The sequence below is a fragment of the Marinobacter sp. MIT932201 genome (genome assembly GCF_047123295.1).
GTDB classification, from domain to species: domain Bacteria; phylum Pseudomonadota; class Gammaproteobacteria; order Pseudomonadales; family Oleiphilaceae; genus Marinobacter; species Marinobacter salsuginis.
Map to the genome: position 1 here is coordinate 2,275,754 of NZ_CP138917.1, position 24,293 is coordinate 2,300,046.

A 24,293-nucleotide genomic window follows, 5' to 3' on the forward strand; every position below is an offset into this window, starting at 1 on the left:
AGGGGTTCACCCCTCTCTTCACTCCCAATTACTTGGCGTGATCCAGAACAATCTTCCCGGACGACTCACCTTTTAGAAACGCCTTCAATGCGCCATCCAGATCCTTCCGGCCAATATCTCTGGCTGAAGCTTCCGTTTTAGGACACGCCCACTCCCCTGCGAATTTCTTCCAAACGGCTTCTTTCTCCGCCAGCGGAATCTCTACCGAATCCACACCCAGCAGATTCACGCCACGCAGGATAAACGGAAGTACCGTGGTCTGAAGACCGGGTCCCGCGACAAGGCCACAGCAGGATACGGAGCCGCCAGGCTGAATCTGTTTGAGCAGTTCGGCCAGCGGGCCGCCACCGACCGTATCCACCGCGTTGGCAAACGCAGGTTTGACCAGAGGTTTCTTTTCTTCTGCCAGGGTCTCACGACCCACCACTTCGCTGGCACCCAGGGCCTTGAGATCATCCGCGTGCTCGGCCTTACCACTGATGGCGACGACCTCGAACCCGAGTTTGGAAAGCAGCTCAACGGCAACGGTGCCAACGGCACCGGAGGCACCTGAAACGGCAACCTTACCCTGCTCCGGTTTGGCACCCATGGTCAGAAGCTTCTGGACACAGAGGCCTGCGGTGAGACCGGCGGTGCCATAGATCATGGCGGTGCGGGCGTTCCAACCGGCAGGCATGGGGACGCACCAGGCGGCAGGAACGCGGATGTATTCGCCAAAGCCACCGTCGGTGTTCATGCCCAGGTCATAGCCCGTTACGATAACGGGACTGCCGTTAGACGGCGTTCCCGTAGCTGACTCAACGACCTCACCGGCGGCGTCGATACCCGGGGTGTGAGGGAAAGAACGGGTGACTCCCTTGTTGCCGGACGCGGACAGCGCATCCTTGTAGTTGAGCGAGGAGTGGCTGACCCGGATCAGGACCTCGCCATCGGGCAGATCACCGGTGCTCAGGGTTTTCTCGGCGCCGACATACTCTCCGTTCTGCTCTTCGACACGCCAGGCTTTGAATTCGGTATTGGTTGTCATCGTTGTTCCCCGTTTTCAGTGGTCTACTGGAACTTCTGGTTGCGGAAGGCGCCCAGTACTTTCCAGATCGTGTGTTCAAGCGCCGCACTGGTTGCCAATCCGAGCTTTTCCGGAAGGCTCCGTTTGCGCTGGTATGCCACTGAGACTACGTCTGCGCGGTCGCAGGCTTCAATGAGATATTCGTCGGAGGTTTTGATCTCATCGATCAGCTTTACCTCCAGGGCCCGCTTGCCAAACCAGATATCGCCATTGGCAACTGCAGCGATATCCAGGTCAGGCCGTCGTTCGCTGACATATTCCTTGAACAGACCGTGGGTGTCTTCAAGGTCTTCCAGGAATTTCTGACGGCCTTTATCGGTGTTTTCACCGAAAATGGTCATGGTTCGCTTGTGCTCGCCGGCAGTCAGCACTTCGAAGTCCACATCGTTTTTCTTCAGGAAACGGTGGAAGTTCGGGAGCTGGGCAACCACGCCAATGGAGCCAAGTATGGCAAACGGGGATGCCACAATCCGGTCGGCCACACAGGCCATCATGTAGCCACCGCTGGCCGCGACCTTGTCAACGCAGGCGGTGAGGCGTACGCCCTTGCTTCGAATGCGATCCAGCTGGGCGGCAGCCAGACCATACGAATGAACCAGTCCGCCACCGCTTTCCAGGCGGATAACAACTTCGTCCTTTTCCGGATCGGCGATGCTCAGTACGGCGGTAATGGCGCGGCGAAGCGGATCGGTGTCGCTTGCCTTGATATCGCCATCGAAATCGAGAACGTAAACTCGGCCGCGACTGTCCTCATGCTCGTCGCTATCTTTCTTGGCCTTGGCCGCCTTTTTTTCGGCCTTCTGTTCTTTCTTCCGGGCCTTCTGGAAGAGCTTGCGTTGTTGATCCGACATCAGCCGGGATTGAATCGTTTCACGCAGTTTCTCGTATTTCTCATTGAGCTTCCGGATCTTGAGCTCTCCCTCGCCCTCATGATCACCCCGATCCTTTTGGGCGGCGGACATGACGACAGAGATCACCACCAGAGCCGCCACCACGAAGGTAACGATCTTGGCCAAAAACAAACCGTATTCTGTCAGGAACTCCAAAGTGCTTCTCCAACTGAATGTACAAAGGCAAGAGTGTAACTTACCGAATTTATGGTGATAAGGAGAGCAAAAAAATTAAAACAAGCGTTCGATCGATCTTGACAGACCGGACCACTAACCATAAAGTCGGATTGCGAGGTCGGCTCTACCCGGGCAACCGATCAGGCTCGTGCAGCCAGGGACATCAAGCCGTCGTGATCATGACTAGACAACCATCAAAAGGGTAAAACAATGTCTGTAGCTCAGGTATTTGAACAACTCGAACAGAATTTCAACGCAGACGCAGCTCAAGGCCTGGACCTGGTATTCCAGTTCGACATCGAAGACGACAAAACCTATCACCTGGTCATCAATGACGGCACCTGCAAGATGCACGAAGGCGCCCATGACGACCCTTCCGTCACCCTGATCATGAATTCCGAAACCCTGCACGGCATCGTTTCCGGCGAGACCGACGGCATGCAGGCATTCATGGCAGGCCAGCTGCGCGCCGAAGGCGACATGATGCTGGCAACCAAGCTGGGCGAACTGTTCAAGATGGGCTGATTGTCCCCGGCAAGTGTTGTAAAAAAACCTGCGTTTCGACGCAGGTTTTTTTGTACCCCGGGATTCTACTGGTTCCAGAACTGGACGGCTGCCCTCGCCTGATCGTTCACCGGAACGGCCACCAATCCCGAGGCGGAAAGTTTAACCTCGAAAACAGCCTCATCCCGCATTGGCATGAAAGTCATGCTGCCGTCCACCGCCTCCAGAAACGGCAAGTTGTACTGCTGATCCCACTGCCATAGATCCGGCCAGATGTCCTCGGAAAGCCCCACGGCTGTTCTTGGCGCAGACCGCTCCTGCTCAAGAGACGTGTAACGCCCGCTCAATCGTTCCAGCCGATAGCCGGGAGCAATATCCAGCCATCGGAACGGGCCGGTAAACCGAATAATCCTGGCATCGATCTGCCACTGGTCGCCCTGAAGTGTCCGTATGGCGGCTATGTCACTCTGGCCCTGGAGAGAAACCTCCCAGATTTGCTCGGCCTGTCGTTGGGTAGAAATGGTTGCCACGGTCTGCATGCCGACCAGCGATTGGTAGCTGGTGAGGTTTACCGCAATAACAAGGACGTAAAGCCCGGCAAGGATAACGCCGAATACCACCGTACCCTTCAGCCAGGTCAACAGCCATCCGGGGTGTCTGAAAAACAGCAGGCCTGCGATAACCATCACCGCGCCTGCAGCGGCAAGGACAATGGTCGCGAGCGTATGGGACATGGAACTACAAACCTACATCGTCCAGCGACGATTCTGCCAACTTCAACAGGTCAACATTACGGTCCTCACTCTTGCCGATGTTCTCGATGTAGTACTCGAGTGACGTCAGCGCGTCGGCAAGGGCTTCAAGCACCTGAGCTGCGGGGGCTTCCTTGGCATCCAGCAAACGCTCCTGGATAGAGGCTGCCACACGCTCAAGAACGCCTGCCGCCCCGGGGTCGTTAACCATCTGCAGGCCGCCCCAGATACTGTGCAGGGTTGCCGGCAGATTCGCCAGATGGAGTTTGTCGTAGTCGGATTCGATAAAGGCAGTAATCGCTCGTTTGGCCAGGGTCAGAGCACCACGGGCTTCATCGGCAACCACATACAGCGCTTCCCGAAGGTACACAGACTCTTCACGCTTGCGCCCACCACTGGCCAGGGCATCGGTTTCCGACGTAATACCCCGGGTGACAATCTGCATTACCGCATCTTCAATGCCCAGAACGGAATCCGCCAGCCGGTAAAGCTCATCATCACCAGGCAGCCGGGACTCTTCTTCCCAGCTCCGGAGTTTGCCCGCCTCTTCCCGTGAAACGCTCGCCAGCTTGTTCAGGTCGAGCATAACCAGGGTGTTTGCCAGACGCTCTAGGGCATCAGCAATGGAAGACAACTCGGCCAGATCCGGCTCTATGCCACGCTCGATGATGTCCAGCTTGTCTTTTAACTGGTTCAATTCATCCTGCAGCGCTTCTGACAGGGACTTGAGAACGTCGCTGCCGGGGCCATATAACCTGCGGGCGTGGGCCTCGAGCATGGAGTCGGGAAAATCGGCTGGCGCGAGATGATAGGCGGACAGCACCTGGGTGACTTCAGGGTTGGCAGAGCCACTGCGATACAACAGATAGACCAGGTCGCGGATCAGGGAATCCGGGGCGTCTTTGCCGGTGGCGACTTTGCCAACGTAAACCACTTCCCGGGCGTATTTTTCGATCCGCATGAACATGCGCTTGCGGGCCTTGGTGAACACCATCGCCCGATCAAGCATGGTGTCCGCAACAATCCCGACAAGACACCACATCTGCCCCATGGGCGCACCCTGGCACAGGCGTGCAAGACCACGAGACGCTCGCCCGATCAGCTTTTTATTCACCACGTCGTTTCGATCTCGGAGAATGCCCAGAAGTGCAACCTGGAAAGTCAGCCGCATGCGGCGAGCCATAATTTCGTAATCGGCCTCATTGCCGTCAAAGGCCTGCAGCGTCATGCCGGCACAGAAATCCGGGCGCTCCTTGACATCGACATCAAAAAAACAGGATTCGGGGTAGGGTTTCTCCCGCCGGGCTTCCCGGAGATCATTGATAACAGGAAGCAGCAGTTCGGGATGATCTTCCCTTTGCTGGTGGTAATACTCCACATAGCGGCGGAGAATAAATAGCGCGCTGTTGAGTGTGGTCAGGAGGATGTTTTTGTCGTCGTTGGCACCAACGGGTACGTCGTTGGCCATGGTGACCGCTTCCTGGCACAGCAAAGTGCCGCCCCGAAGCTCCACCAGGATAAAAATGCCCCGCAACTGATTGATGAAATCAACACAGTTCTGGAGATCCTCACCCCTTTCGCGGTTTTCCTGAAAGCGTTCAAGGCTGGATTCTGCCTGCTTGATGGTCTGTTCGATTTCACTTTTGACCAGATCAAACGACTGCGATTTCGTCGCGAGAGACGACTGAACCATAAACGCTTCCCGTTAATATTGCGGAGACTACCGCATCCTCTTTGGTGGTCTCTGGTCCGGCTGCAGCGGACCAGGCCTTTTTGTTCTGGGCCGGTTATCCCCTTATCCGGCCAAAGACAGTTCGCAAAAAACTGGCGAACTTATCATTACTTATAACATAAAACTCAAGTACCTCAAGAAAGGCGGAATGTAACATTTAGTACAGGCCGACCCAGTTCTCATTCTGCGCTCTGGAGTTTACCCCAGACGGTTTCACCGGCCTGTTTCTCGAGCAGCGACATGAACTCGTCATGGGCTTCATTTTCAGCACTCGAGGCCCGAACAACGGAAAGCGGCTTTCTGTCAGCCGGAAGCCGCCTGATTCCGCCGTTGCCGCCACCACTTTCGGAGCCGGCATCCAGTGACAGCGCGGTCTGGCCGCCGGTGAGCAGCAGGTAAACGTCGGCCAGGATTTCCGCATCCAGCAAAGCGCCGTGAAGGTCACGGTTGCTGTTGTCCACGCCGTAGCGTTTACAGAGCGCATCCAGATTGTTCTTCTGCCCGGGGTGGCGTGCCCTTGCGATAGCGAGCGAATCGACAATCGAACAGTGATCAGCGGTCTTACGCACCGGCTTCACCCGGGCGAATTCCGAATCCATGAAGCCAACGTCGAAGGCGGCGTTATGGATAACCAGTTCCGCTCCCTTGATGAACTCGAAGAACTCGTCGGCAATCTCGGCAAATCGGGGTTTATCGGCCAGGAACTCATTGGTAATGCCGTGAACCGTGATCGCCTCGGCCTCAACCTCGCGGTCGGGATTGATATAAACGTGGTAGTTGCGACCGGTGAGCTGGCGCTCCATAAGTTCAACGCAGCCGATCTCGATGATTCGATGGCCTTCTGCGGGATCAATACCCGTGGTCTCTGTATCCAGTACGATCTGTCTCATTGCCTGTACCTGGTTATCTGCAGTTATGCGTTGGAAAGCTCTTCGACACCGCGATTGGCGAGTTCATCCGCCAGCTCATTGTCGGGCACGCCGGAATGTCCCTTGACCCAGTGCCAGTTAATCTTGTGCCGGGCAACTTCGGAATCCAGCTCCCGCCAGAGATCCTCGTTCTTGACGGGTTTTTTCGCAGAGGTTTTCCAGCCGTTGCGTTTCCAGCCCGCCATCCATTCAGTAATACCCTTGCGCACGTATTGCGAGTCAGTGAACAACTCCACGTCACAGGGGCGCTTCAGGGCCTCGAGGCCCCGAATGGCCGCCATGAGCTCCATACGATTGTTGGTGGTTCTGGCTTCGCCGCCGTGCAGGGTTTTGCGGTTATCGCCATAGCGCAGAACCACTCCCCAGCCGCCCGGGCCGGGATTGCCCTTGCAGGCGCCATCAGTGTAAAGGGTTACCTTGCCGGCCATTCAGTCTCCTGCTTCGATAATCAATGGATCACTTGATTTTGCTTGCGGACGAACCGCTCCGGCTGCAGCCCCGGGAGGCGCCAACGGTGCCAGTCCCCGGCAAGGCAATGACCTTGCTTTGTCGCCAGACAGGGCGTCTTGGCAGCCGTGCATGCACGCGTTTTTTGGCAAGGATACAGTAATAGGCGCCCACTGGCAGGAGTCGATTTCCCGACAGGCGATCATCGATACGGGACCGTGGCTTTCGTCCGGAGCGTTGGAGAGGCGCTCGGAAGAACCTCGTGACGGACGCCTCGACATTGAAGCCCAGCAGGTGAAGCCAGTCTTCCATCCGACCGCGCAACAGGAAACGACCGCCCCATGGGCCTTCGCTACTCCTGGTGATCAGTTTCCGTGCTCCCCAGAGGCTGAGCGGATTGAATCCAAACAAAGCCATGGTCCCTTCTCCGCGAAGCACACGCGCTGCCTCCCGAATCACCTGATGCGGATAGGGTGAAAAATCCGCAGCGTGGTGCAGCACCACCAGGTCCATGGAGTCACCTGGAAAGGCCAACTCGTCAGCATCGCAAATGGCGACTCCCTCGGGGATGTGGGGATACCATCGCGGCGTTGTCATGATCTTCTGGGAAAAATCCGTTCCCGTAGCCAGTGGCAGGCGGTGGCTGATGCTTACCTGCAATTGTCTGGCGCCAGTGAGGCGCTGGAGTTCGGCGTCCACAAACCGCCTCTGGTCTGCCAGAAGTGCCCGCCCCAGCGGGGTCTGGAACCAGCGCTCAAAGCTTTCATGTCTGGCGGAATAATCAACTGCGTCGGATTCACTCACCAAAGCGGCACTCCCGGAAGCCGGAACCTGTGGTTGGGGCCTTGTATTTAATGCTCTATCATATCAGTCACATTCGATAAGCACATGTGGGGCCCTATGTTGACCATTTCTGCCATACCCGCGTTCAGTGACAACTATATCTGGTGCCTTTCGGACACCAACAGCGATAAATCGTTGATTGTGGACCCGGGGCAGGCTCAACCGGTTCTGGACCACCTGGCCGCGAACAACCTGACACTGGACACCATCCTTGTGACCCATCACCACCCGGACCACGTTGGCGGCGTCAAAGAGCTGGTTTCCCGTTTTCCGGATTGCCGTGTCACCGGCCCCGCGGATTCCCCTTATAAGGGTAGTACCAACCTGGTTCACCCGGGCGACGAGGTGATCTGGGGAGACATCACTTTCCAGGTGCTGGGCGTACCCGGTCATACCCTGGACCACATAGCCTATTTCACGGATGTAGAGGTTCAGGGCCGGCCGGTTCTGTTCTGCGGCGATACCCTGTTCGTCTGTGGTTGCGGTCGCCTGTTCGAGGGTTCTCCTGAACAGATGCGCCAATCGCTCCAGACCCTGAGAGCCCTGCCGGGTGAAACCGCGGTTTATTGCGCCCACGAATACACCCTAGCCAATCTCCGTTTCGCCAGAAGCTGGCTCCCTGAAGACGAGGGACTTCGGGATTTCGAGCAGCAGTGCCAGGCCGCTCGTAATGAGGGAAGGCCCACTGTCCCCTCGGTACTGGATGACGAGAAACGGCTGAATCCATTTCTCCGCTGGGATGATCCGGCTGTTGTGGATTCGGCCCGCGCCTATTGTGCCAGCCACGGTTTGCCGGCGGATTCCGAGAACGCCATCTTTGCGGCCATACGCCACGGCAAGGATAACTTCTGACGGCCTGCGCTACGCACTTAACAAATCCTCTCATAGCCGTAACGAGAGGTTTCTTGACCCTTTAAAAAGCGGTCCCATAGAATCGTTTCAACTTTGTTACCGTAAATTATTCAATACGCCGGGTTTTCAGTTGCTGAGTCCGGCGTCAACCTGAAACCGGATGTCTTTATGTCGGTCAGTCGATTGTCGTTGATGTTTTTCGCCGGAGCCTTGGCCAGCGGCTGCAGTAGCCTGATCAATCAGGGCGAGGAAAGCCCCCTGAACACTCAGGAAGTTGCCGTTGCCGCTGGCGACGAGGGGCTGAAGAAAGCCGTTGAAACCGGGGAGAACGGCGACGTCACTCGCAACGAGCCGCTTGACGAAGCCATTGCGCCCGAACTCAAGGACGCTGCCAGGGATGCCCGGGAGAAGCTCGACAATCCAGTACAGAAAACAACAGAAATAGAAGTAGAAGCGGTCGAGCAGGACCTGTGGGCCAGGCTTCGCTCCGGATTCGTACTGGATCATGATATCGACAATGAGCGCGTCCGGGACCAGTTAAACTGGTATGCCCGCCATCCCGGTTACATCGACCGGGTGGTGGAGCGTGGTAGCCGCTACCTGCACTACATTGTCAATGAGACTGAAAAGCGCGGCCTGCCGGCCGAGTATGCCCTGCTCCCCATTGTTGAGAGCGCGTTCGATCCCTTCGCCTATTCCCATGGCCGGGCCGCCGGTCTCTGGCAGTTTATTCCATCGACAGGAAAGTACTTCGGTCTTACCCAGAGCTGGTGGCACGATGAGCGTCGGGACGTTATTGCCGCCACCGACGCCGCCCTGACCTACCTTGACCGTCTGGCGAACCGGTTTGACGGCGACCATACCCTGGCCCTGGCCGCCTACAACAGCGGCGGTGGCACGGTTTCCAGCGCCATGCGCCGTAATCGTAACAGCAACAAGCCGACCGACTTCTGGTCATTGCAGCTGCCGCGGGAAACCCGCCATTACGTTCCCAAGCTGATTGCGCTGGCGAAAATATTCGACAATCCCGAGGCCTATGGCATAGAGCTACCATCGCTGAAAGACGAGCCCTACTTCGAGATTGTTGAAACGGGCTCCCAGCTGGATCTCGCGCAGGCTGCTGAATTGGCCGGTGTCGATGTGGATGAAATCTACCTGCTCAACCCCTCCTACAACCGTTGGGCAACCTCCCCGGACGGCCCTCACCGGCTGCTCGTTCCGGTTCAGAACGCCGAGAAATTCCGCACGGCATTGGCGCAGATTCCCCCAGATCAACGGGTCTCCTGGCGCAACTACAAGGTCAAATCCGGCGACAGCCTGAATTCAATTTCCCGCAAATTCTCGACGACGCCGTCTGTATTGCAGCAGGTGAACAACCTGGACGGCGATCTGATCCGCATTGGCCAGCGCCTTATGATCCCGTCTGCGTCCAAGGGTAGTGACGCCTACGCCCTGAGCGCCTCCCAGCGCCTCGAGCGCAAACAGGAGCGTAAGCGAGACGGAAACAAGGTGCGGTACACCGTTCGCAAAGGCGATACCTTCTGGGACATTGCCCGGGAGCACCGGGTTTCTGTGCGTGAAGTAGCTGCCTGGAATGGTATGGCTCCCGGTGACCCGCTGATCCCGGGCAAGGAACTGGTCATCTGGTCCAAAACCAATCAGCCCACGATGGTGGCAACCAATAGTACTCGCGGCAAAGCCATGGTGCGTAAAGTCGGCTATCGGGTACGCAAAGGCGATTCTCTGGCCCGGATTGCCAGCCGTTTTTCCGTGAATGTGCGGGACATCGCAAGCTGGAATGACCTGAATACGGCCCGTTATCTGCAACCCGGGCAAAGTCTGGTACTCTACGTTGATATCCGAAACAGTCCCTGACGTGCGAGACTTATGACAAGAACACGGAAAGCCTCATCCCTTACGTCGTTTTTTTCAGCCCTGGCTCTGATGGCCACACCGTTCATTTCTCCATTTTCCGCCGCCCAAGAGGCAATGCCAGCACATGGCATTGCCATGCACGGCGACACCAAATACCCCGCCGGTTTCACTCATTTTGACTACGTGAATCCGGACGCCCCCAAAGGCGGTACGCTGAAGATGGCCGTGGTGGCCAACGGTTTCGACTCCTTCAATCCGTTCGATATCCGGGGCGTGGCTGCAGCAGGTATCAGCACCTATCTCTACGATACCCTGCTGGAATCCTCGGATGATGAACCCTTTTCTGCCTACGGCCTGATTGCCGAATCCCTGGAAACCCCTGAAGACCGGAGCTATGTGGTATTCAATATCCGGGAACAGGCGAAATTCCACGATGGCGAAGCCATTACCGCAGAAGATGTGAAATTTTCGTTCGAAACCCTGACAACCAAGGGGCACCCCTTCTTTCGAAACTACTACGCCGACGTCAGTTCGGTGACGGTAGAGGGCCCCCGCCGGGTACGTTTTGATTTCAGCGATACCAGCAACCGGGAGCTGCCGCTGATTCTGGGCCAGATGCCGATCTTGCCGGCGCACTACTGGGCCGATCGTGAGTTTGGCAAGAACGGGCTCAATCCGCCGGTGGGCAGTGGCCCCTACCGGATCGGCGACTTCGAGGCAGGCCGGTCCATAACCTATGAGCGGGTAAAGGACTACTGGGCCAAAGACATCGGGGTCCGGAAGGGCCGGTTCAACTTCGACCAGATCACCTACGATTACTACACCGATGACACCGTGGCCCTTGAAGCCTTCAAAGCGGGCAGTTTCGATTTCCGTCTGGAGTCTTCCGCCAAGAACTGGGCAACGGCCTACACTGGTGAACGGTTTGAAAATGGCACCATTATCAAGGAAGCCATTGAACACCACCGCCCCTCGGGTATGCAGGGTTTCGCCTTCAATACCCGCCGTAAGGTGTTTTCCGACCCACTTGTGCGAGAAGCCCTGGCCTATGGCTTTGATTTCCAGTGGGCCAACAAGAACCTGTTCTTTGACCAGTACACCCGCACGGACAGCTATTTCGAGAATAGCGACCTGGCTTCCTCTGGGCTGCCAGAAGGTCGGGAACTTGAGATACTGGAGCCCTACCGGGATCAGCTCCCCGAAGAGGTCTTCACAGAAGAGTATCAGCCGCCCACAACAGAGGGTCAGCAGGGATTGCGAGAAAATCTCAGGACAGCCATGGAGCTGCTGAAGTCAGCGGGCTATGAGATCCGGGACGGCAAAATGGTACACGGAGAGTCCGGCGAACCACTGGCGTTCGAAATACTGCTGTTCCAGAAGAGTTTCGAGCGGGTGGTGTTACCCTTCAAGAACAACCTCGGCCGGCTTGGCATTGATGTCACTGTCCGCCTGGTAGACAGCAACCAGTATATCCAGCGTTTGCGGGAATTCGATTTTGACATGATCACCCAGGTGTTCGGCCAGTCGGATTCACCGGGCAACGAGCAGCGGGAATACTGGCATTCTTCTACCGTGGACGCCAAAGGCTCACGGAACTACATGGGCGTTAGCGATCCTGTGATCGACGAGCTCGTAAGCATGGTGATTCAGGCGCCCGACCGCGAGGAGCTGGTGCACCGGGTTCGTGCGCTGGACCGGGTTCTGCTGCACCACCACTACGTGATCCCCCACTGGCACCTGAGAAGCGATCGCGTCGCCTACTGGAACCATCTGCAACGTCCGGCCGAGACGCCCAAGAACGGCATCGACCTGGACAACTGGTGGGCGAAGCCCTGAGGAAAACGCCGCTAAATGGGCATCTATATACTCAGGCGTCTGGCGCTGATCATTCCCACGCTGATTGGGATCATGCTGCTCAACTTTGTTATCGTGCAGGCCGCTCCGGGCGGACCGGTTGAGCAGTTAATTGCGGAAATGGAAGGCCATGGAGGCAGCGCCCTTGCCCGGGCCTCTGGCGGCGGCACCGGTGGCGAGGTGGCCGATTCTTCCGGCGACACCCGTGGCTCCCGGGGCATACCGGACGAACTCCTGAAGGAAATCGAAGTCATGTATGGCTTCGACAAGCCGGCCCACGAACGCTTCTTCAAGATGCTCGGCGATTACGCCACCTTCAACTTCGGCGATTCCTTTTTTCGCGAGAAAAGCGTCATTGAGCTGATTCTCGACAAGATGCCCGTATCCATCTCACTGGGCCTCTGGTCGACCCTGATTATCTATTTCATATCCATTCCCCTGGGCATCCGCAAAGCGGTCACTGACGGCTCCCGGTTCGATGTCTGGACCAGTTCGGCCATTGTGGTGGGCTATGCGATCCCCGGCTTCCTGTTTGCCATACTCCTCATTGTGCTGTTCGCCGGCGGCAGTTACTTTGACTGGTTCCCGCTTCGCGGCCTGACTTCGTCCAATTTCGACGAGCTTACCTGGTACCAGAAAATCGGGGATTACTTCTGGCACCTGGCGTTGCCAGTGACTGCAAACGTGATTGGCGGTTTTGCCACCCTCACGCTGCTCACCAAGAACTCGTTCCTGGATGAAATCGGAAAACAGTACGTGGTGACTGCCCGCGCAAAAGGGCTGGACCAGAAAGAAGTGCTCTACGGGCATGTGTTCCGCAACGCCATGCTGATCGTGATTGCCAGTTTGCCGGGTGTTCTGGTCGCCCTCTTCTTTACTGGCTCACTGCTTATCGAGGTCATCTTCTCCCTCGACGGGCTCGGATTGCTGGGTTTTGAGGCCGCCCTGAATCGTGACTACCCGGTGATCTTCGGCACCCTGTATATCTTTACCCTGATGGGGCTCATCCTGAAGCTGATCAGCGACATCACCTATGTCCTGGTCGATCCCCGGATCGATTTTGAAAGCCGGGAGGGTGCGTGAGTTTCCGTTCCCTGACTCCAATCCAGCAGAGACGCCTGCGTAACTTCCGGAAAAACCGGCGTGGTTTCTGGTCGTTGTGGATCTTTCTGGCTCTGTTCGGTCTGTCACTGGCGGCCGAGCTGATTGCCAACGATTCTCCGCTGATCGTCTCCTATAAGGGTGACCTGTATTTTCCAGTTATCCAGTCGGTACCAGAAGAAACCTTTGGTGGTTTTCTGCCCACGGAGGCGGATTATCGGGACCCGTTTATCTCAGATGAGATCAGTGCCAATGGCTGGATGGTCTGGCCACCCATCCGGTTCAGCTACAACACCATCAATTACGATCTTGAGGTGCCCTCACCGGCGCCACCCAGTGCCGAGAACTGGCTCGGCACCGACGACCAGGGCCGGGATGTTGCCGCCCGGGTGATTTACGGTTTCCGCATCTCGGTTCTGTTTGGTCTTACCCTGACCATTGCAAGCTGCATTGTTGGCGTTGTTGTCGGTGCTATCCAGGGCTTTTACGGCGGAAAGATCGATCTGCTGGGACAGCGGTTTATCGAGATCTGGTCTGGCTTGCCGGTTCTGTATCTGCTGATCATTCTGTCCAGTATTGTGCAGCCAAACTTCTGGTGGTTGCTGGGCATCATGCTGCTGTTTAGCTGGATGGGGCTGGTGGATGTGGTCCGGGCAGAATTCCTGCGTGCCCGAAACTTCGAGTACGTCAAAGCCGCGCGAGCCCTCGGGCTGGACAACCGCAAGATCATGTTCCGGCATATCCTGCCGAACGCCATGGTTGCCACCCTCACCTTCCTGCCGTTCATTCTTACCGGCGCGATTACGGGGCTGACCTCCCTGGATTTCCTCGGTTTCGGTCTGCCCTCTGGTTCGCCCTCGCTGGGTGAACTGATCGCCCAGGGCAAGGCCAATCTGCATGCCCCCTGGCTGGGCATTTCTGCTTTTGTCTCGTTGTCGCTGATGCTCACCCTGCTGGTGTTTGTTGGCGAAGCCGTGCGCGACGCCTTTGATCCGAGGAAGAGCTGACATGAACCAACTGCTTCAGATCTCAGATCTCTCCATCCGCTTCGATCAGGGGCCCGCAGCGGTCGAATCCCTATCGCTGGCTATTCGGGAAGGAGAAACTCTGGCGCTGGTGGGCGAAAGCGGCTCCGGAAAATCCATTTCCGCGCTTTCGATCCTTCGGCTTCTTGATGCACGCCACGCCAGCTACCCCAGCGGGCAAATCCGGTACCGGGGCGAGGACCTGCTGGCTGCTACAGAAAAGCGAATGCGCCAGATTCGTGGCCGGGAGATCGGCATGATCTTCCAGGAACCGATGACATCCCTGAATCCGTTACACACCGTGGAAAAGCAGATTGGCGAAACCCTGGAGCTGCACAAGGGGATGCGTGGGCCCCAGGCCAGGCAGCGATGCCTGGAACTGCTGAACCTTGTGGGGATACAGAATCCGGAGTCCAAGCTGTGTGCTTACCCTCACCAGTTGTCGGGCGGACAGAAGCAGCGTGTGATGATCGCCATGGCCCTGGCCAACGAGCCGGACCTACTGATCGCGGATGAGCCCACCACCGCGCTGGATGTGACAGTCCAGAAACAGGTTCTGGAATTGCTCCGGGATCTTCAGAAGAAACTGGGCATGGCCATCCTTCTGATTACCCACGATCTTACCATCGTACGACGCTACGCAGACCGGGTGGCGGTTATGGAGCGCGGAAAACTCGTGGAAGAAGCTGATACCAACACCCTTTTCGCCAGCCCACAGCATGCCTACACCCGAAAGCTGCTGGATGCCGAACCTCCGGAAACGCCCCTGCCCCCTGGAAAACACGCAGAGCCGCTGCTGGCCGTCGAGAATCTGGACGTGCGCTTCCCGATCCGCAAAAGCCTTCTGGGCAAGGTAAAGGAATCCTTTCACGCCGTACAAAATGCGGATTTCCAGCTCGGTCGGGGAGAAACCCTTGGTATTGTCGGGGAAAGCGGCAGCGGCAAAACTACCATAGGCCATGCCTTGCTCAAGCTTACCGCAAGCACGGGAAGTATCCGCCTTGCCGGCGAAGAACTGGCATTTCTCAATCAGAAGGAATTCCGGCCCTGGCGGCGGCGTGTCCAGATCGTCTTCCAGGACCCGTTCGGTAGCCTGAGCCCGAGAATGTCCATCGCAGAAATCGTCCGTGAGGGGCTGCAAATTCACGATGCGCATAACGCCGCTGAACACGATAGGAAAGTCATACGTGCGCTGACCGATGTTGGCCTGGATCCCGAGGCGCGTCACCGGTACCCCCATGAATTCTCCGGTGGCCAGCGGCAGCGGATTGCCATTGCGCGGGCACTGGTACTGCAGCCCGACCTGATCATCCTGGATGAACCCACCTCTGCCCTGGACCGCACGGTACAAAAGCAGGTCATTGAACTGTTGAGGGATATCCAGACCCGTTATGGTCTAAGCTATATCTTTATCAGCCATGACCTGGCCGTTGTACGCGCCCTGAGCCATAAACTCCTGGTTCTACAGCACGGCCGGATCGTGGAATATGGTGATGCGGATGAGATCTTCCATTCACCTCGCGCGGACTACACCCGTGAGCTGCTCAGTGCCGCATTCTTTTACCAGAACACAACTACGACTATTTGAGCGTTACCCCGGCCAGAGCACTCAGGGATAATGCACCCAAATCAGGAACACAGGGAGAACGACCCATGGGAATCCTCAGTGGCAAAAAAGCACTGATCGTTGGCGTAGCCAGCAAACTGTCCATTGCTTACGGCATCGCCGAGGCATTTGCCCGCGAAGGCGCTGAACTGGCTTTCACCTACCAGAACGAAAAGCTCCAGCCACGTGTTGAGAAATTCGCCGAGCAATGGGGCAGCAAGCTGACCTTCCCCTGCGATGTCGCCAGCGATGAACAGATTGAAAATGTCTTCAAGGAACTGGGCAAGCACTGGGACAATATCGACATTATCGTTCATGCCGTTGGCTATGCCCCGGGTCACGAGCTGGACGGCAACTATGTTGACGTTACCACCCGTGACGGCTTCCGCATTGCCCACGACATCAGCTCCTACAGCTTCGTGGCCCTGGCCAAGGGTGCCCGCAGCATGATGCACGAGGGTAGCTCGCTCATTACCCTGAGTTACCTGGGCGCCGAGCGGGTTCTGCAGAATTACAACGTCATGGGCCTGGCCAAGGCATCCCTGGAAGCCAACGTTCGTTACATGGCTGCCAGCCTGGGCCGTGATGGCATTCGCGTGAACGGCATTTCCGCCGGCCCGATCAAGACCCTGGCTGCCTCGGGCATCAAGAGCTTCCGCAAGATGCTGGCCGAAAACGCCAAACGCGCACCGCTGCGCCGCAACGTCACCATCGACGAAGTGGGCAACGCCGCCGCGTTCCTGGGCTCCGATATGGCCTCCGGTATTACCGGCGAGATCATGTACGTGGACGCTGGCTTCAACATCACCGGAATGGCGGAACTGGAAGAGTAAGTTTCCGTACCCGGATAGAAAGAGCCGGCTTTATGCCGGCTCTTTTCGTTAGACGGGGTGGTGTTTCGTCAACCCTGGTCATCGCGGACGCCACAGCCTCTACCCATTCAACGTAGGCGGTTTCATCGGATTCAATGATCCGCACGCCCACCAGAAACCCCGACTCATTCGGCCTGCACCAGACCACCTCGACCATCAAGGTGAAAGGCTCGTTATGGTTACCGAGTGATACGCTTGCTGGTAACAGGGCGCCCAGGGACAGGGGCTCCCCGGAAGACAAACATAGGCCGCTCGCAGAAATATCCCGAATACCGCAGACAAGCTCCCTGGCCTCGGGCGTTTCCTCTTCCGGTATGCCGGATTCAAGTTCGAGAACTGCACGGGCTCTCGCGGTCAGGCGGTAATCGGCACGGTTGTCCTTCTCAAAGGGAGGATCATTCCGGGTTCCAAAGGTGTAATCGTTGTCTGCCATTGTTATTTTTCCTGCTTCGGCAATATCAGTTTCGGCCCACACGGATTCGGCCAACCACCCTGCTGAGGGTGTCATCAAATTCTGCGGAGGTTCCCAGAACCCGGATCCGGCCTTCGACAATACCCTCTACAAGGGCGTCCTCAAGAAATTCACGACGATTGAGGCCCAAACGATCGACAAACACCAGCTTTCTGGACGCATTGATGCGTACGGCCAGCTTCAGGCGGGCCGGCTCATCCGAAGTTTCATCCGGTTCAACCACGATCCAGCCGCCGAGCTTGATGGCGTCTACCTGTTTTTCAGCCAACAGGGTGTGCTCCTTCCTGATCCGCGCCTCCTCGGCCTTTTCATCGGCGATGCGCTGCTCTTCGGCCGCCTGACGCTGGCGCTCCAGCTCTGCTTCGCGCTTCGCTTCCTCCGCCCTGCGGCGAGCTTCTGCGGCTTCTTTCTCCCGACGCAGCTCCTCGGCCCTGAGCCTTGCTGCCTCCGCAGCCTGTTCCCGCTGCCGGCGCTGTTTATCGCAAACACCCGCGAGTAGTTCGACGGTCTCCGCCAATACGGTTCCAAATGGCGTCAGTTTCGGCAGGGGACGGATCTGTTCTTTTTCCAGAGCGGCCTGGAAATCAGTCCAGGTCTGCAGGCCCAGTTTTACACCAGCACCGTTAGTCCAAAGGATTTCTGCCGATTCGGTCAGAAAGGCATAGAAATACCGGCGCTGCTCCGCTCCCCCTTCGCCTTCGACAAACCACTGCCCCTCGAACGGTTTAAAGGCTTGCTCAGTCGGTACCTCAAAGCTCAGCCAACTGCTATCCCACTGAAATCCACCTGCTGCCGGTAACGCATCGACCAGCTCTGGCGTCTCTCCTCTGAGTCGCGAGACCATCACGCCTTCGATTCCTGCCAGGGAGTCCGCCGGAAGCGCCTGGTTATACACCCGTTTCCAGACATCAAGAAGTCGGTCGCCGATCTGTTCGCCAACGTGATAGAGGCGATTTCTGTCTTTGTCAGAAAGCGAAGGATCACCGATCCAGACCAGCCACTCGAGAAGCTTGCTGCCATGCCGAAAAGTCTCACCTTCCAGACCGGCGTCCCAGAAGGACTGCTTGAGCAGCCCCTGCCAGTAATCGAGGATAAACCGCACGATCGGCATGGGAAGCCTGCGACCCTGAAGAGCCCGGCCAACAAGGGCGCGGGCAGTCTGGTCGGCCTTGCGCTGTTTGGCAGCACCCTGCTCCGTCTCCAGCAGGCGTTGGCGGAGCTTTCCGGCCTGGGCGTCCCTTCGGGCCGACTCTTCCTGCCATTGGTGACAGAAGGCTTCCACGGGGTCCGTGCTACCGGATTCAAAGCTGGCCGACACCGCAATAACCAGCGAATCAAGCTGGTCCAGAAGCACCCTTGATGAACGCCCGCCAGAGTCGCTCCAGCCCCGCCACTCCTGCAGACTGTCCAGCCAGGAAAGCACGGGCCCGCTGAAGGCTTTCTTGCCCTCAAGATCCATGCGCCAGGCAAGATAAAACCGCAGTCTCGCTACGCGTCGCGCGAGACTTGGGTGCAAACCACTGGTTTTCAGGAAGACATCCATGATCCGGTCGGCAACATAAGCCGCGTTCACCTGACGCGCTGACCACTCAAGATGGACGGACCGGATGACGTGGGTGACGCGCTCGTCCCGTTGCTCGGACCAGCATGAAATCAGAAGCGGGCGCCAGTCGCTGACAGACTCTGGTTCGAGCTTGCCCGCCGGGTAAGGGAGGTCAGGAACACGTATGCCGGCCAGGACATCGTCTATCTTACCTGAAACCGTTGCAACGGAAGGCACATCCTTCGGTCTCTGCCTGTTTTGCGACATCCGTTCCCCATACCTAAGAAGCGTTGAAAAGGCCCTGTAAATAACGCAGTATAACCAACTCGCCGGGGTTTACCGCAACCGTACACCGGCGCTATTCGCGTTAATCTGCAACCCTGTTGGCATATTCCATGGTCCACCAGGGCTGCAACGATCAGAATCGGGGAAGCAGAACAACATGTCGGGCAACAAACTAGAGAATCTGAATGTGGCGAGCCAGGAAGCACTGATCACTCCTGAAGCGCTGAAGAAGGAGATGCCACTCTCCGACAAGGCCGCAGAAACCGTCTCAAAGGGCCGCCAGGCCATCTATGACATCATGGACGGCAAAGACCACCGGCTATTCGTGGTGGTGGGCCCCTGCTCCATTCACGATGTAGAAGCGGCCCGGGATTACGCCGCGCGCCTGAAGAAGCTTGCCGATGAAGTCAGCGATACGCTGCTGATCGTTATGCGTGTCTATTTTGAGAAGCCTCGTACAACCGTTGGCTGGAAAGGTCTGATCAACGACCCGCACCTGAACGACACCTTTGATATTGAGCAGGGCCTCCACATCGGTCGTCGCTTGCTGCTGGATATCAACGAGCTGGGCCTCCCCGCAGCCACAGAAGCACTGGATCCGATTTCCCCGCAATACCTGCAGGACACCATTGCCTGGTCGGCCATCGGCGCCCGTACTACTGAATCACAGACCCACCGGGAAATGAGCAGCGGCCTGTCCATGGCAATCGGTTTCAAGAATGGCACTGATGGCAGCCTTGATGTTGCCGTGAACGCCATGAAGTCGGTTTCCCATCCCCACAGTTTCCTGGGTATTGATCAGCAGGGCCAGGTGGCGATTATCCGCACCAAGGGCAACAATTACGGGCACGTTGTTCTTCGCGGCGGCGGTGGCAAACCCAACTACGACTCGGTAAGCGTCGCCCTCTGCGAGCAGGCGCTGGATAAAGCAGGCTTGCGCAAATCGATGATGATTGACTGCAGCCACGCCAACTCAAGCAAGGACCCGGCTATCCAGCCGCTGGTCATGCAGGACGTAACCCACCAGATTCTGGAAGGCAATACCTCCATCCAGAGCCTTATGGTAGAGAGCAACATCAACTGGGGTAACCAGTCCATTCCCGAGAATCTGGCCGATCTCAAATACGGCGTGTCGGTGACCGACGCCTGTATCGACTGGCCAACCACGGAGAAGGCGATCCGGGACATGCGCGACAAACTCAAGGATGTATTGCCCAAGCGCAAGATTGGCTGAGCAAAGCATGATGAGAAAACGGGGAGCTCAGCTCCCCGTTTTCATAACCCCACCTACCCAGTCGAGCCTTTCTCTCAGCGCCACCACGTGGCCGATAATCACCAGCGTTGGCGGCTGGACGGCTTCAGCCTCTACCCGTTCAACGATATTGCACAGACTCCCTGTCACCACGCGCTGATCCCTCGTTGTGCCCTTCGAGACCAACGCCACGGGCATATCCTGCGACATACCATGGGCGACCAGCTGCCGGCAAATGATGGGCAGGCCCACCAGCCCCATGTAGAACACCAGGGTCTGGTTGTTCTGGACAAAGTCCTTCCAGGGTAGATCACAGGTATCGTTCTTGAGATGGCCGGTCACGAACCGAACCGACTGGGCGTAATCCCGGTGGGTCAGAGGAATGCCAGCGTAGGCGGCGCAGCCGGAAGCGGCGGTGATACCCGGCACTACCTGGAACCGGACACCGGCGTCGGCAAGGGTTTCAATCTCTTCACCACCCCGACCAAAAATAAACGGGTCTCCGCCCTTGAGACGAACGACTTTTCGTCCCTGCCTCGCCAGATCCACCAGTCGCTGATTGATCTGATCCTGGGGCAAGGTGTGGTTGGCGCGCTGCTTGCCAACATGAATCATCTCGGCAGTTTCCGGGATCATGGCCAGGATTTCCGGCGACACGAGACGATCGTAAAGTACTACTTCCGCGGCGGTGATCAGCCGCCAGGCTTTGAGTGTCAGCAGTTCAGGGTCCCCGGGGCCGGCCCCGACAAGAGCCACCTCACCCGCTGAGCTGTTGGGGTTCGAGGTTACCGGATTGACCCTGTACCTTACCGGTGCAGGGGTTGCACCAACGCCCTTCCCTGGTGCGCTATCTGGCTGATCACTCATTGGATTTTTTCAACGCCTCCCATATACGGCCTGAGAACCTCCGGAACCACAATGCTGCCGTCTGCCTGCTGGTAGTTCTCCATGACCGCAATCAGTGCACGGCCAACGGCAAGACCCGATCCGTTCAGGGTGTGGACAGGCTCGGGCTTTCCGGTTTCCGGGTTACGCCAACGAGCATGCATGCGGCGTGCCTGGAAATCCCGGGTATTGGAACAGGAGGAGATCTCACGGAATTTGTCCTGCCCTGGCAACCAGACCTCCAGGTCGTAGGTCTTGGCCGCGGAAAAGCCCATGTCGCCACCGCAGAGCGCAACCACACGGTAAGGCAACTCCAGCAACTGAAGCACTTTTTCGGCGTGACCAGTCAGGGCTTCCAGCGCGGCATCTGAATCCTCCGGACGAACCACCTGCACGAGCTCTACCTTGTCAAACTGATGCTGACGGATCATGCCCCGGGTATCCCGGCCGTAAGAGCCTGCTTCACTGCGGAAGCACGGAGTGTGGCAGACCATCTGCAACGGGAGCTCAGCGGCATCCAGGATGGAGTCCGATACCAGATTGGTGGCAGGTACTTCTGCAGTGGGAATCAGGTACAGCGGATGCTCGCCCTCAGTCTTGAACAGGTCTTCCTCAAACTTGGGCAACTGGCCGGTTCCGTACAGGCTGTCTGCGTTCACCAGGTACGGTACATAAGTCTCCAGGTAGCCATGCTCGCGGGTATGCAGATCCAGCATGAACTGGGCCAGGGCCCGATGAAGCCTTGCCACGGGGCCTCGCATGACGGCGAAGCGAGAATGGGCCAACCGGGTCGCGGTCTCGAAATCCAGACCTTTCAGCCCCTCGCCCAGGGCAACGTGGTCTTTGGGCTCGAAATCGAAGGCCTTTGGGGTGCCCCAGGTGCGAATCTCTACGTTATCGTCTTCACTGTCACCCGCCGGTACATCTTCATCCGGAAGATTCGGGATACCGGCCAGAAACGCGTTGAGCTCTTCCTGAAGGGCGCGGAGCTCGTCTTCGGCTTCAGACCTCTGCTTCTTAAGGTCTTCCACCTCGTCCAGCAGCGGCTGGATATCCTCGCCGGCCGCTTTGGCCTTCCCGATCGACTTGGACCGCTTGTTCTGCTCGCTCTGAAGGGTTTCCGTACTTACCTGGAGTGCACGACGGCGCTCCTCAAGCTGCTCGAAGGTGGCAGTATCGAATTCGAAATTCTTGACGGCCAGCCGACGGGCGATCTCTTCTGTCTGGGTGCGGACACGTTTGGGATCGAGCATGATTATCCTGAATCTTCCGGTTAGCGATGGTTTGAATGACTGGCCATTATACCTGCACTGGCGCTCGTGGCTACCGCAGCACAAGACTCAGTTGTAGCGTTTTCGGGGGCTTTCGGCGTTGCGGGTATCCAGACGCTGGCGTTTCTCGGCCAGTTTGATCTCAAGCCCTCGATTAACGGGCTCATAGTAGCGGCGTTGATGAATGGCCTCGGGCAGGTAGGACTCCCCGGCGGCGAAGGCCTCGGGCTCATCATGGGCGTACCTGTAGGTATCGCCGTGGCCCATGCTTTTCATCAGTTTGGTCGGGGCATTGCGGAGGTGAACTGGCACCTCATAGTCCGGGTCTTTGCGGATATCCGCCATACACTGATTAAAGGCGTTATAAACCGCATTACTTTTGGGAGCCAGCGCCAGATAGGTCACCGCCTGGGCCAGGGCCAGTTCCCCTTCCGGTGTCCCCAGCCGCTCCTGGGCATCCCAGGCGTCCATGCTAAGCTGCAGGGCACGAGGGTCAGCGTTACCAATGTCTTCGCTGGCAATGCGCACCAGACGCCGTGCAACATAGAGCGGATCACAGCCGCCATCGAGCATCCGGCACAGCCAGTACAGCGAACCGTCCGGATCGGAACCGCGAACGGATTTATGCAGTGCAGAGATCTGGTCGTAAAACACATCTCCGCCCTTGTCGAACCGACGCAGGCTTGTCTGCATTACCTGTTCGAGCTGATCAGCCGTTACCCGGTCCATTCCGGAGCCGTCCGGCTCGGCCAGATCCGCCGCCACCTCCAGAATATTAAGGGCGCGACGGGCATCGCCGCCGGATGCTGCCGCCATCAGGGTCAGCACGTCCTCATCAACCAGCAGGCGGCCTGCGAAGCCCTCGTCGGCAGCCAGCGCACGACGTAACAATTGAAGAATGTCCTCTTCTTCAAGGTTCTTAAGCACGTAGACCCGGGTACGGGACAGCAGGGCGCTGTTAAGTTCGAAAGAAGGGTTTTCGGTGGTCGCACCCACGAAGATGAACGTTCCGTCCTCGATGTGGGGGAGAAACGCGTCCTGCTGGCTCTTGTTGAATCGATGCACCTCATCGACAAACAGCAGCGTGTCCCGCCCCTGGGACTGTTTTCGATTGCGCGCCCGCTCTACTACAGCCCGAATCTCTTTCACACCGCTCAAAACGGCAGACACCGTCTCGAAGCTAAGATCGCTGACGTTCGCCAGAAGCTGGGCAAAAGTAGTCTTACCGACTCCGGGAGGTCCCCAGAGAATCATGGAGTGAAGCTGGCCCTGCTCCACCGCACGTCGAAGAGGTTTTCCGGGCCCGACCAGGTGTGCCTGGCCCACGTAGTCATCCAGTGTTGCAGGCCGCATTCTTGCGGCCAAAGGCCGGAAACCGGCGGATTCCCCGAACAGGCTATCCTGCATCAGGCCCCGTCCCGGATAATATCCACACCCTCCGGGTAGTCGAGGGTGAAGGCACCGGCTTCCACCGGTTCATTGAGCCTGATCCGGTCAAAACTCAGAACACTCAACTGGGCAAGGGAATCCTGCATGCGCATCTCCTGAAGCTCGCCCTTGAAGAAGGTCAACCGGAGTGACGTGAAAAGGGAATCAGGACTCCTTGGTTCCAGGGTGAATTCGCGCGTGTTGTCACCGATCTGGCGCTCTGAGACCTTGTAGGTTTCCTCCAGGTTATCCACTTCACCGCTGAGCAGCAGTGCCGGGGTAGATTGCACCCGGTCATCGAGCTTATGAATCGTAACCTGCTCCAGATCAGGATCGTAGACCTCCACGGTTTCGCCATCGCTCACAATAAACTGCGAGAGGGGCGCGCTGGTTTCCCAGTAGAACAGACCCGGACGTTTTGCTTTCAACGAACCACGGGTTTCCTGGACCTTGTTGCCATTCTCGTTGACAACAATCTGAATGAAATCCGCCTGATAGGATTCATAGCTCTTCAGTAACGAAGCCAGCTCGTCGGCTCCCTCTTGGCCCTCACTGGCCGTCGCAGGGCTGAAGAAAAACACCGTCGCTGCCATTACTAACAGGTATTTCAGAAAAGACTGTGCCATGGCTCG

The 24,293-nt window shown here is 57.4% G+C and carries 22 protein-coding genes; 9 read left to right on the plus strand and 13 right to left on the minus strand.

Going from position 1 to position 24,293, the window contains the following annotated elements; all coding sequences use genetic code 11:
- Positions 1–28: 28 nt before the first annotated feature.
- Entirely contained in the window at positions 29–1,027 is a 999-nt protein-coding gene (locus SIC15_RS10340) for a YhdH/YhfP family quinone oxidoreductase (protein ID WP_153633492.1), read from the minus strand.
- Positions 1,028–1,050: 23 nt separating this feature from the next.
- Positions 1,051–2,112, minus strand: coding sequence for a protease SohB (gene sohB, locus SIC15_RS10345; protein WP_153633493.1), 1,062 nt, complete (start codon positions 2,110–2,112; stop codon positions 1,051–1,053).
- A 231-nt stretch (positions 2,113–2,343) separates the two neighbouring features.
- Here sohB and SIC15_RS10350 point away from each other — a divergent pair, with 231 nt between their 5' ends.
- Positions 2,344–2,658 (plus strand): SCP2 sterol-binding domain-containing protein, encoded by a 315-nt coding sequence (locus tag SIC15_RS10350; RefSeq protein ID WP_136629577.1) that lies wholly within the window; start codon positions 2,344–2,346, stop codon positions 2,656–2,658.
- A 65-nt stretch (positions 2,659–2,723) separates the two neighbouring features.
- Here SIC15_RS10350 and SIC15_RS10355 read toward each other — a convergent pair whose 3' ends face one another.
- The 5 genes from SIC15_RS10355 to SIC15_RS10375 form a co-directional block, all read right to left on the minus strand.
- The gene (locus tag SIC15_RS10355; RefSeq protein WP_305966914.1) at positions 2,724–3,371 is read right to left on the minus strand and encodes a multidrug transporter; all 648 of its coding nucleotides are present in this window, start codon (positions 3,369–3,371) and stop codon (positions 2,724–2,726) included.
- Positions 3,372–3,375: 4 nt separating this feature from the next.
- Positions 3,376–5,082 (minus strand): chemotaxis protein, encoded by a 1,707-nt coding sequence (locus SIC15_RS10360; RefSeq protein ID WP_412535788.1) that lies wholly within the window; start codon positions 5,080–5,082, stop codon positions 3,376–3,378.
- A gap of 218 nt (positions 5,083–5,300) precedes the next feature.
- Positions 5,301–6,011: a DNA polymerase III subunit epsilon gene (dnaQ, locus tag SIC15_RS10365; protein WP_136629574.1), complete on the minus strand. Its 711-nt coding sequence runs from the start codon at positions 6,009–6,011 to the stop codon at positions 5,301–5,303.
- 23 nt (positions 6,012–6,034) lie between these two features.
- Positions 6,035–6,478, minus strand: a complete 444-nt coding sequence (rnhA, locus tag SIC15_RS10370) for a ribonuclease HI (RefSeq protein ID WP_412535789.1) — start codon at positions 6,476–6,478, stop codon at positions 6,035–6,037.
- A gap of 28 nt (positions 6,479–6,506) precedes the next feature.
- Positions 6,507–7,301 carry a methyltransferase domain-containing protein gene (locus SIC15_RS10375; RefSeq protein WP_412535790.1) on the minus strand — a complete coding sequence of 265 codons (795 nt, stop codon included), beginning with the start codon at positions 7,299–7,301 and terminating at the stop codon, positions 6,507–6,509.
- A gap of 96 nt (positions 7,302–7,397) precedes the next feature.
- On the opposite strand from SIC15_RS10375, the gene gloB reads away from it, so the two are divergent.
- The 7 genes from gloB to SIC15_RS10410 all read left to right on the plus strand — a co-directional run bounded on the left by gloB (position 7,398) and on the right by SIC15_RS10410 (position 16,486).
- Positions 7,398–8,192: a hydroxyacylglutathione hydrolase gene (gene gloB / locus SIC15_RS10380; RefSeq protein ID WP_412535791.1), complete on the plus strand. Its 795-nt coding sequence runs from the start codon at positions 7,398–7,400 to the stop codon at positions 8,190–8,192.
- Positions 8,193–8,360: 168 nt separating this feature from the next.
- Positions 8,361–10,067 carry a LysM peptidoglycan-binding domain-containing protein gene (locus tag SIC15_RS10385; protein ID WP_412535792.1) on the plus strand — a complete coding sequence of 569 codons (1,707 nt, stop codon included), beginning with the start codon at positions 8,361–8,363 and terminating at the stop codon, positions 10,065–10,067.
- Positions 10,068–10,079: 12 nt separating this feature from the next.
- A complete protein-coding gene (locus SIC15_RS10390) occupies positions 10,080–11,903 on the plus strand; it encodes an extracellular solute-binding protein (protein ID WP_412535793.1) in 1,824 nt (607 codons plus the stop codon).
- A 15-nt stretch (positions 11,904–11,918) separates the two neighbouring features.
- Positions 11,919–13,004: a microcin C ABC transporter permease YejB gene (locus SIC15_RS10395; protein ID WP_069183557.1), complete on the plus strand. Its 1,086-nt coding sequence runs from the start codon at positions 11,919–11,921 to the stop codon at positions 13,002–13,004.
- Positions 13,001–14,029: an ABC transporter permease gene (locus SIC15_RS10400; RefSeq protein WP_209397238.1), complete on the plus strand. Its 1,029-nt coding sequence runs from the start codon at positions 13,001–13,003 to the stop codon at positions 14,027–14,029. The genes SIC15_RS10395 and SIC15_RS10400 overlap by 4 nt, the downstream gene beginning before the upstream one ends.
- A 1-nt stretch (position 14,030) precedes the next feature.
- Positions 14,031–15,635, plus strand: coding sequence for an ABC transporter ATP-binding protein (locus SIC15_RS10405; protein WP_412535794.1), 1,605 nt, complete (start codon positions 14,031–14,033; stop codon positions 15,633–15,635).
- A 65-nt stretch (positions 15,636–15,700) separates the two neighbouring features.
- On the plus strand, positions 15,701–16,486 hold the full coding sequence (locus SIC15_RS10410) for an enoyl-ACP reductase (RefSeq protein WP_412535795.1): 786 nt from the start codon (positions 15,701–15,703) through the stop codon (positions 16,484–16,486).
- On the opposite strand, the gene SIC15_RS10415 is transcribed toward SIC15_RS10410, so the two are convergent.
- On the minus strand, positions 16,458–16,958 hold the full coding sequence (locus tag SIC15_RS10415) for a PilZ domain-containing protein (RefSeq protein WP_412535796.1): 501 nt from the start codon (positions 16,956–16,958) through the stop codon (positions 16,458–16,460). The genes SIC15_RS10410 and SIC15_RS10415 overlap by 29 nt on opposite strands.
- 25 nt (positions 16,959–16,983) lie before the next feature.
- The gene (locus SIC15_RS10420) at positions 16,984–18,807 is read right to left on the minus strand and encodes a DUF1631 family protein (protein WP_412535797.1); all 1,824 of its coding nucleotides are present in this window, start codon (positions 18,805–18,807) and stop codon (positions 16,984–16,986) included.
- 175 nt (positions 18,808–18,982) lie between these two features.
- Between SIC15_RS10420 and SIC15_RS10425 the strand changes: the two genes are divergently transcribed.
- Positions 18,983–20,059 (plus strand): 3-deoxy-7-phosphoheptulonate synthase, encoded by a 1,077-nt coding sequence (locus tag SIC15_RS10425; protein ID WP_008171726.1) that lies wholly within the window; start codon positions 18,983–18,985, stop codon positions 20,057–20,059.
- Between the two features lie 27 nt (positions 20,060–20,086).
- Here SIC15_RS10425 and cobA read toward each other — a convergent pair whose 3' ends face one another.
- The 4 genes from cobA to lolA form a co-directional block, all read right to left on the minus strand.
- Complete coding sequence (gene cobA, locus SIC15_RS10430; protein ID WP_412535798.1) at positions 20,087–20,944, minus strand: uroporphyrinogen-III C-methyltransferase; 858 nt, start codon at positions 20,942–20,944, stop codon at positions 20,087–20,089.
- Positions 20,941–22,215, minus strand: coding sequence for a serine--tRNA ligase (gene serS, locus SIC15_RS10435; RefSeq protein ID WP_412535799.1), 1,275 nt, complete (start codon positions 22,213–22,215; stop codon positions 20,941–20,943). Before serS ends, cobA begins: the two co-directional genes overlap by 4 nt.
- A gap of 87 nt (positions 22,216–22,302) precedes the next feature.
- Positions 22,303–23,640: a replication-associated recombination protein A gene (locus tag SIC15_RS10440; RefSeq protein ID WP_412535800.1), complete on the minus strand. Its 1,338-nt coding sequence runs from the start codon at positions 23,638–23,640 to the stop codon at positions 22,303–22,305.
- The gene (gene lolA, locus SIC15_RS10445) at positions 23,640–24,287 is read right to left on the minus strand and encodes an outer membrane lipoprotein chaperone LolA (protein WP_349343117.1); all 648 of its coding nucleotides are present in this window, start codon (positions 24,285–24,287) and stop codon (positions 23,640–23,642) included. The genes SIC15_RS10440 and lolA overlap by 1 nt, the downstream gene beginning before the upstream one ends.
- Between the last annotated feature and the right edge of the window lie 6 nt (positions 24,288–24,293).

Bases quoted from the DNA above. Each gene is read 5' to 3' on its own strand.
- SIC15_RS10340 (WP_153633492.1), bottom strand. From the start codon at position 1,027: ATGACAACCAATACCGAATTCAAAGCCTGGCGTGTCGAAGAGCAGAAC.
- SIC15_RS10395 (WP_069183557.1), top strand. From the start codon at position 11,919: ATGGGCATCTATATACTCAGGCGTCTGGCGCTGATCATTCCCACGCTG.
- dnaQ (WP_136629574.1), bottom strand. From the start codon at position 6,011: ATGAGACAGATCGTACTGGATACAGAGACCACGGGTATTGATCCCGCA.
- SIC15_RS10350 (WP_136629577.1), top strand. From the start codon at position 2,344: ATGTCTGTAGCTCAGGTATTTGAACAACTCGAACAGAATTTCAACGCA.
- rnhA (WP_412535789.1), bottom strand. From the start codon at position 6,478: ATGGCCGGCAAGGTAACCCTTTACACTGATGGCGCCTGCAAGGGCAAT.
- cobA (WP_412535798.1), bottom strand. From the start codon at position 20,944: ATGAGTGATCAGCCAGATAGCGCACCAGGGAAGGGCGTTGGTGCAACC.
- SIC15_RS10355 (WP_305966914.1), bottom strand. From the start codon at position 3,371: ATGTCCCATACGCTCGCGACCATTGTCCTTGCCGCTGCAGGCGCGGTG.
- SIC15_RS10390 (WP_412535793.1), top strand. From the start codon at position 10,080: ATGACAAGAACACGGAAAGCCTCATCCCTTACGTCGTTTTTTTCAGCC.
- SIC15_RS10425 (WP_008171726.1), top strand. From the start codon at position 18,983: ATGTCGGGCAACAAACTAGAGAATCTGAATGTGGCGAGCCAGGAAGCA.
- SIC15_RS10440 (WP_412535800.1), bottom strand. From the start codon at position 23,640: ATGCAGGATAGCCTGTTCGGGGAATCCGCCGGTTTCCGGCCTTTGGCC.
- lolA (WP_349343117.1), bottom strand. From the start codon at position 24,287: ATGGCACAGTCTTTTCTGAAATACCTGTTAGTAATGGCAGCGACGGTG.
- gloB (WP_412535791.1), top strand. From the start codon at position 7,398: ATGTTGACCATTTCTGCCATACCCGCGTTCAGTGACAACTATATCTGG.
- SIC15_RS10385 (WP_412535792.1), top strand. From the start codon at position 8,361: ATGTCGGTCAGTCGATTGTCGTTGATGTTTTTCGCCGGAGCCTTGGCC.
- SIC15_RS10405 (WP_412535794.1), top strand. From the start codon at position 14,031: ATGAACCAACTGCTTCAGATCTCAGATCTCTCCATCCGCTTCGATCAG.
- SIC15_RS10410 (WP_412535795.1), top strand. From the start codon at position 15,701: ATGGGAATCCTCAGTGGCAAAAAAGCACTGATCGTTGGCGTAGCCAGC.
- SIC15_RS10420 (WP_412535797.1), bottom strand. From the start codon at position 18,807: ATGTCGCAAAACAGGCAGAGACCGAAGGATGTGCCTTCCGTTGCAACG.
- serS (WP_412535799.1), bottom strand. From the start codon at position 22,215: ATGCTCGATCCCAAACGTGTCCGCACCCAGACAGAAGAGATCGCCCGT.
- SIC15_RS10360 (WP_412535788.1), bottom strand. From the start codon at position 5,082: ATGGTTCAGTCGTCTCTCGCGACGAAATCGCAGTCGTTTGATCTGGTC.
- SIC15_RS10415 (WP_412535796.1), bottom strand. From the start codon at position 16,958: ATGGCAGACAACGATTACACCTTTGGAACCCGGAATGATCCTCCCTTT.